The following is a 13113-nucleotide window of genomic DNA, read 5'->3' as shown; positions in this document are numbered from 1 at the left end:
CTTTTCTCGAACCGATCATTCTCGCATACATGTGAGAAAATTAGTATTATCTGATCGTGCGAACCAAGTAGCGAGACACACCGATCGATCGTTTGCTGTCGATGAGAACTCCTCTAAGGGTACGAAATAGCCTTATAATTCTTCTAACGGAGTTTCACTTGATCTCTCGAGACGGAGACGAAAGTCGGTCGCCACGTCTCGGAACGGAACCCCTACGTTCGCCACTGCCCTCGAGATATCGGTGATTCGACGCCGAAAACCCGTATCACCCTCGATACCTGGCCGCCTACATCGGGCGATCCCACGTCCGTCGCCGACCGGGGACCTGCGAGCGGTTGGCGGCTCTCGAAAATGAATCCAAACTGGTAGGTACGAGGACATCTACTCATGCCGACATACTTTCGTGCCAGTCGTTCGTCGGTCCGCAGTTCTATAGTAGCCGCTGAAACGATTCACACACTGATCGCAACGCCGTCGTTCGATCAGGTGTGCAATGACTTTCAGCGGCTACTATCGTGTCACTAGGTATCGAACGCAGCCGGTCTCGTTCATGGAGGGCAGTTCCGGGAGATCCGGCCGGTGTCGAAGCGGCCTCGGTTACGCCGGAACGTCTGCTGCCGGCGTCGGCAGATCGTACGTGACGCCGGTCAGTTCGCTCGAGACGCGCCAGAGCCGCCGTGCGGTGTCTTCGTCGTAGGAGCGGTCTGAGGAGGCCTGGCGTTCGGGCGTGCCGCGCATGTTCATCAGACCGCCGGGACCGTAGTAGGCACCGCCCTCGGCTTCGGGCGCGGTGGCGGCATACAGAGTCGGGAGCGCGCCCATCGCGGCCGATTGGGCAGCGACGGTGTTTAGTACCCTCATCGCGGCTTTGCGGAGTCGGCTGCCGCTCTGCTCGGGGCCGCGCAGCTGTAACTGGGTGTTCGCGTAGCCGGGATGGACGGCCATGCTCGCCGCGTTCGCGTCGGCGGTGAGCAGCCGGCGCTCGAGTTCGTAGGCGAACAGGACGTTCGCTAGCTTCGACTGGGCGTAGGCGTCCCACTTGTCGTAGTCGTCCTCGTGCTGGAGGTCGTCGAAGTCGATCTCGCCGTTCTCGTGAACGCCGCTCGAGACGGTGACGACCCGCGAGTCGGGCGCGGTCTCGAGGCCCAGGTTCTCGAGCAAGAGTCCGGTCAGCGCGAAGTGGCCGAGGTGGTTGACGCCGAACTGTGTCTCGAAGCCGTCGTCGGTCTCCGAGCGGGGGATCGCCATGACCCCGGCGTTGTTGATGAGGACGTCGATTGACTCCTCGAGTCGGGCCGCGAAGTCCCGAACGGACGCGAGATCGCCCAGATCACAGGCCTCGACGCGGAGGTCGGCACTGGGGATCTCCTCGCGAATCCCGTCGGCCGCGTCCGCGCCGCGCTCGGTGCTGCGACAGGCCATGATCACCGTCGCACCGTTGCGCGCGAGTTCACGCGTGGCCTCGAGGCCGATGCCGCTGTTCGCGCCGGTGATAACGATCGTCCGTCCGCTTTGGTCGGGGATGTCGTCGGCTGTCCAGCCCATGGGGTCCGTACGGGCCGGCGACCCTAAATGGGTACGCCGACCACCGGCGGTGGCCGGTCCCCATCGCGGCGCTTACTCCGGCGAGACGGGCAGGACGACCGAGACCGTCGTTCCCTCGTCGGGTGCGGAGTCGATCGTGATCTCGCCGCCGTGGCGTTCGACGATGCGTTCACACAGCGCGAGCCCGATTCCCGTCCCCTCGTACTTCTCGCGGCTGTGGAGCCGATCGAAGACGTTGAACACGCGATCGTGATCCTCGGGATCGATCCCGATCCCCTCGTCATGGACCGCGATCTCCCACTGCGTTCCCCGTCGTTCGGCGTCGACACGGACGCGGGGCGACTCGTCGCCGCTGTAGGTGAGCGCGTTCTCGAGCAGGTTCTGGAACACCTGTCGCAACTGACTGGCGTCGGCCTCGAGGCGGGGAAGGTCACCGATCGTGACCTCGGCGTCGGTCTCCTCGATCCGGACCTGCAGGTCCGCCAGGACGTCCTCGAGGACCGCGTTCAGGTCCGTCGGCTCGAACGGGTTGCCGTTCGTTTCCACTCGCGAGTACTCGAGGAGGCCGTCGATCATCTCCCGCATCCGCTCGGCGCCGTCGACGGCGTAGGCCAGGAACTCCTCGCCGTCCTCGTCGAAGGCGTCGCCGTAGCGCTGCTCGAGGAGGGTCAGATAGCTCGTGATCATCCGCAGTGGCTCCTGGAGGTCGTGGGAGGCGGCGTAGGCGAACTGCTCTAACCGTTCGTTGGACTGCTCGAGCTTTCTCTCGTACTCCCGTCGCTCGGTGACGTCCTGGGCCATGACCATCCCCGCGAAGATCTCGCCGTCCTCGTTTCGGACCGGCAGGGTGTGGGCCCGTACGTCCCGGCCGCGGGTCCGATACTCGAACGTGTTGGACTCGCCGTCGAAGACGGCCCGGAAGTGGGGTTCGATCTCCGCGACGAGGTCGTCGGGGTACCGATCGGCGAGGGTCGTCCCGATGATCTCCGACTCCGCGATGCCCAGTTTGTCGAAGGCCTCGCCACCGACGACGAGATACTCGAGGGCCTCGTCGTAGAGGCCGACCGCGCCGTCGGGGAAGTTCTCGACGAGGGTTCGGTACCGCCGCTCGCTCTCCTCGAGTTCCCGTTCCCAGGCTTTCCGTTCGCTGATGTCCCGGGCGACGCCGACGCGGTGCCACGAACTGTCGTCGGTCGGTAACATCGCGAAGCTCGCTTCCATGGGGATCGTGTCGCCGTCAGCCGTTCGAATCGGGGCTTCTATCGTCGGTAACTCGCCGGCCGCTGTGTCGGATTCCAGTTCCCTGGCCCGGTCGATGACCGTCTCGTCGGCGACCAGCGAGACGTGTTCGCCGATGAGATCCGATGGGTCGTACCCCAGCATCGCTGCGTACGTCTCGTTGACCATAGTGAAGTAGCCGTCCTCGTCGACGACGTAGACGCCGTCGTTGACCACCTCGACGATGGTCTCGTAGCGCTCGAGGTCGTTTTCGCGTTCGACCTGCTCGGTCACGTCCTGTGCGAAACTGAGCCCGGCGAAGATCTCGCCGTCGGCGTCGCACAACGGCGTCGCCCAGACACGCCAGACACGGCCGCCGAACTCGGTCTGGACGTCGCCGGTCTCGCCGTCCTCGACGGCCGTCCGGAACAGCGGCTCGAGGTCCGCCACCGTGTGGTCGGGGAAGCGGTCGGGGAGCCGGCTGCCCTCGAGTCGGTCCGCGGCGGGAAGCGTCTCGCCGAGTTCGATACCCTCGGCGAGCGTGTACGTGAGGTCGTGATCGTAGATGCCGACGGCCCCGTTGGGGAAGTGCTTGGCCAGCGTCCGGTAGCGTCGTTCCGACTCCTCGAGTCGACGCTGGCGCTCGACCCGGTCGCTGACGTCGCGCCCGATCCCCGCCAGCACCGCGTTCCCCTGGGGATCCTCGAGCGTCGTGGCGTTGAACTCGAAGGGGACGGTGTCGCCGTCGTTCGTAGCGAGGTTCACTTCGACGCTGACCGACCCCGTCTCGAAGCCCTCGCGGATCGCAGCGGCGGCGGTCGTTCGGTCCTCGCCCTCGAAGAAGTCGGTCGGCTCCATCGACGCGATCTCCTCGTCCGGATACCCCGTCACTGCGGTCAGGCTCTCGTTCCAGCGCTGGAGACCGCCGTCCTCGTCGACGACGTAGAACACGTCGTCGATCGCGTCCAGGATCTCGTCGGTGTATTGCTGGTACCGCTCGAGTTGGCGTTCGCGCTCCCGGAGCTTCCGTTCGCGTTCCTTGCGTTCGGTGATCTCCTGGACCATGATCATCCCGCCGAAGATCTCGCCGTCGTCGTCCGCGACGGGGAGCGTGTATGCCGTCCAGTCCCGGTCGTGAAACGCCAGCTCGAACGAACTGGTCTCGCCCTCGAGGGCCGCCCGGAACCGTGGCTCGAGGCGCTCGGCAAGCGCCGACGGATACCGTTCCCAGAGCGTCTTCCCGACGATCTCGTCCGCCGACGCGCCGATCTCGTCGAAGGCATCGCCGCCGGCAATCCGGTACCGGAGGTCCTCGTCGAACAGTCCGACCGCGCCGTTTGGGAAGTGATCGATCAGCGTCCGGTATCGCTGCTCGGACTCCTCGAGTTGGCGCTCGTACTCGTCGCGCTCGGTGACATCCTGGGACATGCCGATCGCGGCGGTCGGCTCGCCGCCGTCGTCACGAACCGGGACGATGTGGAAATCGTAGACGCGGCCGTTCGAGGTCGCTTCGAACGAACTGGACTCGCCCTCGAGTGCGGCCTCGTACCGCGGGACGAGTTCGTCGGCCAGCGACTCCGGGATGGCGTCCCGGACCGATTCCCCCTCGATCTCGGCGGCCGTGACGCCGGCCACGGCCGTTGGCTCGCCGCCGACGGTCCGGTACGTGAGGTCCTCGTCGACGAGCGTGACCACGCCGTTGGGGAAGGACTCGACGAGCGTCCGGTAGCGCCGCTTGGACGCCGCAAGGTCGCGCCGCGTACGGACGTTCTCGACGGCCGGCTCGAGGAGGGCGGCCACGCGGCGGCAGAAGTCGACCGTCGCGTCCGTGGCCGCCGCTCGGTCGGTCGCATACACCGCGAGGACGCCCCATGGATCGTCGTCGGAGCCGATGGGGACGCCGACGGCGCTGGTGATCGACTGTGCGGCGAGTGACTCGGGGAGGACCATCCGTTCGCCGGCCCCCGGATCGTCGGTGACGACCGGCTGGTCGGCTCGAAGCGAAGCGCCCAGATGCGTCTCCGGCCCAGTCGAAACCGTCGCCCCGATCCGATCGGCCTCCCAGCCGACGCTGGCTCTACAAACGCCCGTCTCCCCGTCCGGAAGCGACTCGAGGACGACACAGTACTCGGCTCCGACCGTCTCGGTGACGGTCGCGGCCACGTCGCGAAGGAACCCCTCGGGGTCGTCCGTCTCCAGCGCCCGCCGGCAGAGGTCGGTAACGACCTCCTGTCGCCGAAGCCGCGTCCGGAGTCCGTCAGTGGGCGAAGGCGATTCCATGTTACGCCCACAAGCGGGGGTTCGGTAAAACGTCTTGGTCGATCTGCTCGAGCGAGTTTACTCGTAGTCGACGGAGACCGACTCGAGGACGACGTCTTCCTGGGGCTGGTCGTTGGCGTCGGTCTCGACGTTTCCGATCTCGTGGACGACGTCCATGCCGTCGGTGACCTTACCGAACACGGCGTGGCGGTCGTCGAGGTGGGGCTGGGCGTCGAGGGTGATGAAGAACTGCGAGCCGTTGGTGTCGGGCCCGGAGTTGGCCATGCTCAGGATGCCCTCGTCGTCGTGGCGTAGTTCGTCGTGGAACTCGTCGTCGAACTGGTAGCCGGGACCGCCGCGGCCGGTCTCGGTCGGGTCGCCGCCCTGGATCATGAAGCCCTCGATGACGCGGTGGAAGGCGACGTCGTCGTACAGGGGCTCGCCGTCGATTTCTTCGCCCGTCTCGGGGTCTTCCCAGGTCTTGCCGCCGGTCGCGAGCCCGACGAAGTTGTCGACGGTTCGGGGGGCCCGCTCGTCGTAGAGTTCGACCTCGATATCGCCGCGGTTCGTGTGCAGGGTGGCAGTAACGTCTCCCATATCATGCGCGACGGCGGGCCGAGGGAAAACGGTAGTGGTCCGTCCCTGTGATCCCGTGCTGACTCCCGGCTACTATGATACCACTTACAGAATAACGCTTATTACTTCGATTACTCTACTGACCCCTATGCCGCTCGATATCGAGACGTTCGACGAGAACTCGGACGAGGAACTCCGTGGACTCACGAACGCCGAGAAAGTCGTTCGGTTTCTCGCCGATAACAACGACAAGGCGTACACTCCCTCGGAGATCGCCGCCCGGGTTGACGTCAAGCAAAACTCGCTGGGAACGGTCCTCAGTCGCCTCGAGGACCGCGATCTCGTTCGACACAAGGGTGACTACTGGGCGATCGGCGAGATGGAGTCGGTCCGTCGGGCGTACGACCTGCATCGACTCATCGACTCGCTAAACGAGCGGTACGGGGAGGAAGATCTCGATGACTGGCGGGCGCACGCCGCCGAGAACGAACCGCAATGAGAGACGAGCGCTGCGATGTCGTCATCGCCGTCGACCCGTTCAGAGGCGATTCGAGTGGACGGCCGTTTCTCATCGTCGGCAGCGAGGAAACGCCGTTTCACGGCGAGCAGTATATCGCCCTCTCGCTTACGACCCGGACGTGGTACGACGAACGACTCCCGCTGAACGAGGGTGACTGGGACGACGGCGGCGCACCCCGCTCGAGTTCGATCATGCCGTGGTCGGTCAACTCGATCGACGCCGACCTGATCGAGCGCTATCAGGGGCGGCTCGGAACGGACGTCGTCGACGAGGCCACGACTCGGCTCGTCGAGTACGTCGGTCCTGACTGACCGCGCCGCTCAGGGCTCGGTCGCTGACGGTGGCCGGCCGCAGTTACATACCGCGGGCCGTGGAACGGGCCGTCATGAGCGGTGGGACGCACACGGCGGATCGCATCACCCTCGCACGACTCCCGTCGGGCGTCGAGCTGACGACGACGGTCCACACCTATCGCGGCGTGACACCGGGGCCGACGCTGTACGTGCAGGCGGCCCAGCACGGCCGCGAGATCAACGGCACCGAAGTCCTCCGACGGTTCCACGAGCGACTTCCCCTCGAGTCGCTGTCCGGAACCGTGATCGCCGTCCCCGTCGCGAACCCGCTGACGTTCGACCGGGTCTCGTATACGACGCCGGAGCAACTCGACAGCGTCCACCCGAACATGAACCGGATCTGGCCGGGCGATGCCGAGGGCAGCCTCCACCAGCGGCTGGCCGCCCGCCTCTGGGAGTACGTCACGGCGGCCGACGCCGTTGTCGACCTCCACACGGGGAGTCCCGACATGCTGCCCCACGTCGTCTATCGCGAGGGCGACGAGCGCTCCCGCGATCTCGCGGCGGCGTTCGGCACCGATCTCCTGCTCGCCGAGGGGGCCGGCGAAGACGCCCCCGACGAGTGGCACCGACGCGGTTTCGAGGGGAAGCTCCGGGTCGCCGCCGCCGAGGCAGGTATCCCGTCGATCACGCCGGAACTTGCCCACAACAAACAGATCCTCGAAGACGTCGTCGAGACGGGCGTGACGGGGCTGTTGGCCGTCTGTCGCTCCCTCGAGTTGCTCCCCGGCGCGGTCCCCGAGCGCGACCAGCGGATCGCCCGCAACCATCTCGGACAGGTCTCCGCGGACGCCGCCGGCCTCTTCCGGCCGACGCCCAGGCTCGCCGTCGGCGACGAGATCGCCGAGGGGGAGCCCATCGGGACGGTGTACGATCCGACGACCTACGACGCGCTTCAGGAGGCCCGAACGGAACGAAGCGGGCTCCTTTACGCGCTCACGCGCGAGGCGACGGTGACCGCGGGCGATCAGCTCGCAAGCGTGGCACTGACCCGCGAGGCGTAGTCAGCAGGTCGAGAACCCGCCGTCGACGACCAGCCCGTGGCCGCTGACGAACGAGGCCTCGTCGCTGGCCAGAAAGAGGATGGCGTTTGCGATCTCCTCGGGCTCGCCCAGTCGCTTGAGCGGGTAGTCCTCGATCATCTCCGTTCTGGCTACCTCCGGGTCGTCCTGCTGTGCGAGAAAGCCCTCGAGCATCTGTGTCTCGGTGAAGCCGGGGCAGACGGCGTTGGCGCGGACGCCGTAGGGGCCGGCCTCGGCCGCGACCGTCCGAGTCATGTTCAATACGGCGGCCTTGGTCGTCGAGTAAGCCGCCTGCTTGGGGAGCCCGAGAATGCTCGCCAGCGAACCGACGTTGACGATCGAGCCGTGGCCCTGGTCTTTCATGTGGGGCAGCGCGGCCGAACAGCCGTTCCAGACGCCTTTGATGTTGATATCGATCACGAAGTCCCGGGTCTCGTCGTCGAGGTCCTCGAGGTTCCCGCCAGGATGGCCGGTGCCGGCGTTGTTGACCATCACGTCGATGCCGTACTCCTCGGCCACGGTGTCGACGACGTCGTGGAACTGCTCGCTGTCGGTGACGTCGAGTTCGGCGAACTCCGCCTCGCCGCCGGCCGCCTCGATTCGCTCGACGGTCTCCTCGCCGCCCTCGATATCGACGTCCGTGACGATGACGCGTGCCCCCTCCTCGGCACACCGCTTGGCGGTCGACCGACCGATCCCCGACGCCGCACCTGTGATAACTACTGTCTTGTCCTCGAGTCGCATATCGTCCGTATCGGGCGGCCGCTACATAAATTCGTTCATAATTTGCCGGCAGTACTCTGCCGATGTTCATCGGAACTCTCCGTCACGAAAACAGTGTAATCCATTGCTCGAGTCCGATCGGCCACTCGCGGTGCGTCCGGCCATCACCGCCAACAAGTAATGGATAGCCGATACTATTCGAAACAACTGTTTTATTTATAACTTTGATGGAGCGGACCGCGGCCGCTCGATCCTCTCCCGGACCGATGCCACAGTGGCTATACGATTCTGCCCGGAAAGCCGTTGCTAACCGTTGGAATACGTACGAACAGTGTGGCGCTAGCGACGAATCGGGGCTGGAACGCCGTCCGAGCCGATTGCCCCGTCTCGTTTCCGAGTAGTCCGGCTGGAGGGCGCTATTCGTTCGGTTTGGGACTATTTGAGACGACTCACGGACGATACCGGATTTTCGCACCAATCGCTCGAGGGGGCGGCTTTTATCAGTAAGATAGTATACTTTGTGTTCCGTTAGATAGGGTTTCGAACACCACTCGGTGGGACCGGCGCTCCGGTCGCTCGTTGGCCGGCGACTGCCTATCGAACGCCGGCGGGGCCGCGGCGACCACCGGCCGACCACCGATACTTCATTACAATCGTACGGTTGTAATTTCCTTGGAGAACGACTGCTTTTCGTGCCCGTCCACGGTTGCTGGGTTCCAACCGGCGTTCGTCTCGCTCTGTACTGCTGCGTTCGGCCTGACTGAACGGCTACGAGAACATCACGTTCACTTCGATCGTGTTCGCCGTCGACAGCAACCGGTCTCGTAGGTCGTTTTCCTCCCACTCGTTCTCGAGGCGGTGTTGTGGGCCGGCGACGGTGACCGCCCCGTAGACGGTGCCGTCGTTGCCCAAGATTGGAGCGCCGATCGCGCTGATTCCCCGGAGATACTCCCCGTTGTTGTACGCGACGCCGTCCTCCCGGGTCGCGTCGAGTTCGTCGTAGAGCGTCTCTCGGTCGGTAATCGTGTTTTCGGAAAATGCCGGGAGCCCCCACTGTTCGATCACGTCTTCGACTCGCTCCTCGGGGAAGTGAGCGAGCATCGCCTTGCCGCCGGCCGAACTGTGGAGATAGGTGTGTGTGCCGACATCGATGTCGCTGGTAAAGGAACGGGTCCCCTCGCTGACGTTGATGACCGTCCCGAGCCCGTTCTGGTGTGTCGAACAGAGGACTCGCTCGCCGACCTGCGCCGACAGTTCGTCGATCGGCGCGTCGGCGGCCTCGTACAGTGGCTCGGCGTGTTTGACGTGTTCCCCGAAGGAGAGAAACCGGAGGCTTAGCCGGTATTCGTCGCCGTCCTGGACGACGTATCCCTTCGACCGCAGCGTCGTCAGATGGGCGTGTACCGTACTCTTTGCCACCCCCGTTCGCTCGGTGAGTTCGGTGACGCCGGCCCCTTCGGCCTGCCACAGTGCCTCGAGAATATCGAGGGTCTTCACCACCGCTTCGACCCGATTCCCTCCATCTACGCCCGGTGTTGTCATACGCCACGTTCAACGATGGGTGCCAAAACTGTTCCGCTCTGCTGAACGCCGATTACGGACGAAAAAATCGATTCAGCTCCGAACCGACGTGGCTTTGGGTCCGAACCGGCGGATTCACGGCGATCGGGCCACTGTATGTCGACTGAAAACGAGTGTCATGGTAACGTTTATGTATGGCGTCATGTGACGTAGATTATGGACTTCAGCGAACCGTCCGAAGCCGTCCAGATCAAGAAGGCACTCGACGAGTTCATCAAACAGGAGGTCGCCCCGCTCGAGAACGAGTACGATGAGTTCCTCGGCGCGGACTACGAGAAGGAGATCGTCGACGACGAGCATCGGCAGGTCCCCGAGTATCGCAACATCGTCGAGGAGATCCGCCAGAAATCCGTCGAGGCGGGCTTCTACGGCATGACGATGCCCGAGGAGGTCGGCGGCGGCGATGTCGACATCCTCACTCGCGCCATCGTCGGCGAACACATGTCCAATCGGCCGCCGGGCTTTCACAGCGCCATCTTCGGCGGTGCGGGTGGGCCGACGCCGATCCTGCTGAACTGCGACGAACGCCAGCGCGAGGAGTACCTCGAGCCGCTGATGGACGGCGAGATCACCACCTGTTTCGCACTGACCGAACCGGGCCACGGCAGCGACGCCCATCACATGGACACCCGCGCCGAGAAGGACGGCGACGAGTGGGTCATCAACGGCCAGAAGGTCTACATCACGAACGCGCCCTACGCCGACTTCGCGATGGTCTTTGCCCGGACCAGCGGCGACGACGGCGATCTCAGCGGGATCACCTGCTTCCTCGTCGACAAGGAGACGCCCGGCTTCGAGGTCGGCAAGATCCACCGCGCGATGGGGATGACGCCCGGGACCCACGCCGAACTCCACTTCGACGACTGCCGCGTCGGCGAGGAACAGGTGCTGGGCGAGGTCGACGCCGGGTTCCAGTCCGCGATGGACTGGATCGGCGGCGGCCGGATCAACATCGCGGCCGGTGCGGTCGGGACGGCCGAGTTCCTGCTGGACATGTCCCTCGAGTACGCCCGGGACCGGGAGACGTTCGGAAAGCCCATCGGCCATCGACAGGGGATCTCCTTCCAGCTGGCCGAACTCGCGACCGACATCGAACAGGTTCGCCAGCTCTATCGCTACGCCGCCTGGAAGATGGACAACGGCGAGCGCGCTCGGAAAGAGGAGTCGATGGCGAAGCTCCGCGGCGCGAAACTGGCCAACGACGCGGCCGACATCGCGATGCAGGTCCACGGCGGGGCCGGCTTCATGAAGGACCTGCCGATCGAACGCAACTACCGCTCGGCGCGGGTCTTCCGCATCTTCGAGGGGACCGACGAGATCCAGAAACGGACGATCGCTCGCGAACTCATCTGAGATGGGTGAGTCGACGGAGCGGGGCGCAAGCGCCGCCACGGGGCAGGTGTCGCGCATCGACTTCGACATCGAGTGGCCGCCGAAACACGCTGCGGCCTATCTCATCGAGGAGCCCGCGCCGATCCTGATCGACACCGGCGACCCCGAAGCGCGCGCCGAGGCGACGATCCGCGACGGGCTGGCGGCGGCGGGGTACGACCTCGAGGACGTCGCTGCGGTGGTCGTCACGCATCCCCACAGCGATCACATCGGGCAGGTCCCGCTGTTGCGCGAGGCCGGCGCGACCGTCTACGCTCCCCGGCCCGTCCTCGAGCAACTCGAGCGCGACCCGGCCGACCTCGCGGCGGGGATCCGCGAGATCGGCCGGTCGGCCGGCTACCACGGCGAGGCCATCGAACGCGAGACCGAACGCGCGAAATCGTCGCTCGAGCGCAATCGCCGGCTGCTCGAGCCCGAGAAAGCGGTGCCGTTCGGGTTCGACGAGCCGGTCACCGTCGCGGGCCGGGCGTTCGACCCGATCCACACGCCCGGCCACCAGGTTCACCACGCCAGTCTGGCGACCGAGGTCAACGGCGAGCGCGTCCTCTTCTCGGGGGACGCACTCATCGAGCCGTTCCGCCCGGGCGCGATCAACGTCGGCCTCGATTACGGTGCCTACGACGCCGTCGACGACTTCCACCGCGCGATGGACCGGCTCGAGGGCCGCACCGTCGACCGGGTCTTCCCCGGGCACGGCCCGGTCTTTACCGACTACGAAGGGGCCATCGAGAGTACGCGGTCGGCCCTGGAGTCGCTCACGGCCGAAACCCTCGAGTCGGTCAGCGCCGTCGGCCCGGCGACGCCCTTAGAGATCACCCGGCATCGTAGCGGCGAGGTCCGGCACCCCGCCCAGTTGCTCGACACGATCGGCGCGCTCGGCACGCTCGAGGGGCGGGACAGGATCGAGTACGAGGACCGCGACGGCGCTCGCTACTACTCGTTCAGGAAGGCCTCGCCGTGATCGAGCGGGAGGACGACGCGGTCGGCGATCCCGCCGTAGACCGCCTCAGCCTCCGCGAGTAGTTCTTCGGGCGGCGCTTCGATCGCGAACGTCGACACCATCTCGTCGGTCACGAGGTCGGCCATTTCCTCCCACTCGCCGTCTTTGGAGAGTTCGTGTAGCTCCTCGCCGACGGACTTCCAGCCGTGGTGTTCGAGGACGTCGTGATAGGTCCGGGTGCTGCCGTAGAAGGCGATGCGTCGGCGCACCTCTCGGCGGGATCGCTCGCGTTCGTCCTCGGTCTCGCCCGTCACGACGAAGGGGCTCGCGGAGAGCGAGACGTCCTCGAGGGACCGCTCCCCGCGATCGGCTCCCTCGGCGACGGTCGGCGCGATGACGTCGTCGGTGTAGCCGGGGGTGTTGAACACGTGCATGTCCAGTCCGTCGCAGAGTTCGCCCGCGAGCCGGATGTTGTACTCGTTGACGCCTGCGATGTAGATGGGAACGTCGGGATGGTCGATCGGCCCCGGATTGAAGTTGTCCGTCATGAGCGAGAACGAGTAGTGGTCGCCCTCGTAGTCGAGGTCGGCCTCGCCCTGGAACACGTCGAAGATGTGCCGCAACGACTCGACGACCTCGCGCAGTCGCGGGCCGGGCGACTCCCAGTCGACGCTGAACCGGCGTTCGTTGTGGCCTTTGACCTGCGTGCCGAGGCCGAGGACGAACCGGCCGTCGGTGTACTGTGCGAGGTCCCAGGCGGTGTAGGCAAGCGCCATCGGGCTGCGGGTGAACGAGAGTGCGATTCGCGTCCCCTGCTGGATCTCCTCGGTTCGGTCGGCGATCACCGGGTGCGGCAGGAACGCGTCGTTGTCCATCTCGGGGGTCCAGACGCCGTCGAACCCGAGTTCCTCGGCGCGGGCGGCGGCCTCACCCGAATCGTTCGCCAGCTTCGGTACCATCGCGTCGATGCGAAGGTCTGACATA

Annotated in this window: 11 protein-coding genes; 5 read left to right on the top strand and 6 right to left on the bottom strand. The window is 65.5% G+C overall.

Annotated elements, in window-relative coordinates:
• Positions 1-597 precede the first annotated feature (597 nt).
• The 3 genes from NATPE_RS16940 to NATPE_RS16930 form a co-directional block, all read right to left on the bottom strand.
• Positions 598-1545, bottom strand: coding sequence for an oxidoreductase (locus NATPE_RS16940; protein WP_006182815.1), 948 nt, complete (start codon positions 1543-1545; stop codon positions 598-600).
• Between the two features lie 72 nt (positions 1546-1617).
• On the bottom strand, positions 1618-5043 hold the full coding sequence (locus NATPE_RS16935) for a PAS domain S-box protein (protein WP_006182814.1): 3426 nt from the start codon (positions 5041-5043) through the stop codon (positions 1618-1620).
• Between the two features lie 57 nt (positions 5044-5100).
• A complete protein-coding gene (locus NATPE_RS16930) occupies positions 5101-5619 on the bottom strand; it encodes a peptidylprolyl isomerase (RefSeq protein WP_006182813.1) in 519 nt (172 codons plus the stop codon).
• A 127-nt stretch (positions 5620-5746) separates the two neighbouring features.
• Here NATPE_RS16930 and NATPE_RS16925 point away from each other — a divergent pair, with 127 nt between their 5' ends.
• From NATPE_RS16925 to NATPE_RS16915, 3 genes are all read left to right on the top strand, one after another.
• Complete coding sequence (locus tag NATPE_RS16925) at positions 5747-6097, top strand: helix-turn-helix domain-containing protein (protein ID WP_006182812.1); 351 nt, start codon at positions 5747-5749, stop codon at positions 6095-6097.
• Positions 6094-6429: a type II toxin-antitoxin system PemK/MazF family toxin gene (locus tag NATPE_RS16920; protein ID WP_006182811.1), complete on the top strand. Its 336-nt coding sequence runs from the start codon at positions 6094-6096 to the stop codon at positions 6427-6429. Before NATPE_RS16925 ends, NATPE_RS16920 begins: the two co-directional genes overlap by 4 nt.
• A 74-nt stretch (positions 6430-6503) precedes the next feature.
• A complete protein-coding gene (locus NATPE_RS16915) occupies positions 6504-7475 on the top strand; it encodes a succinylglutamate desuccinylase/aspartoacylase family protein (protein ID WP_015299238.1) in 972 nt (323 codons plus the stop codon).
• Here the strand turns inward: NATPE_RS16915 and NATPE_RS16910 are convergent, their stop codons facing one another.
• Entirely contained in the window at positions 7476-8237 is a 762-nt protein-coding gene (locus NATPE_RS16910) for an SDR family NAD(P)-dependent oxidoreductase (RefSeq protein WP_006182809.1), read from the bottom strand.
• Positions 8238-8984: 747 nt separating this feature from the next.
• Entirely contained in the window at positions 8985-9758 is a 774-nt protein-coding gene (locus tag NATPE_RS16905) for an IclR family transcriptional regulator (RefSeq protein WP_015299237.1), read from the bottom strand.
• 195 nt (positions 9759-9953) lie between these two features.
• Between NATPE_RS16905 and NATPE_RS16900 the strand changes: the two genes are divergently transcribed.
• On the top strand, positions 9954-11150 hold the full coding sequence (locus NATPE_RS16900; protein ID WP_006182807.1) for an acyl-CoA dehydrogenase family protein: 1197 nt from the start codon (positions 9954-9956) through the stop codon (positions 11148-11150).
• Between the two features lies 1 nt (position 11151).
• The gene (locus tag NATPE_RS16895; RefSeq protein WP_006182806.1) at positions 11152-12150 is read left to right on the top strand and encodes an MBL fold metallo-hydrolase; all 999 of its coding nucleotides are present in this window, start codon (positions 11152-11154) and stop codon (positions 12148-12150) included.
• Here NATPE_RS16895 and NATPE_RS16890 read toward each other — a convergent pair.
• On the bottom strand, positions 12123-13112 hold the full coding sequence (locus NATPE_RS16890) for a TIGR03617 family F420-dependent LLM class oxidoreductase (RefSeq protein ID WP_006182805.1): 990 nt from the start codon (positions 13110-13112) through the stop codon (positions 12123-12125). The two genes, NATPE_RS16895 and NATPE_RS16890, sit on opposite strands and share 28 nt — an antisense overlap.
• Between the last annotated feature and the right edge of the window lies 1 nt (position 13113).

The sequence above is a fragment of the Natrinema pellirubrum DSM 15624 genome (assembly GCF_000230735.2).
Taxonomy (GTDB): domain Archaea; phylum Halobacteriota; class Halobacteria; order Halobacteriales; family Natrialbaceae; genus Natrinema; species Natrinema pellirubrum.
Note: the sequence above shows the minus strand (reverse complement) of the source record. Positions and strands in the feature narration are given on the sequence as shown.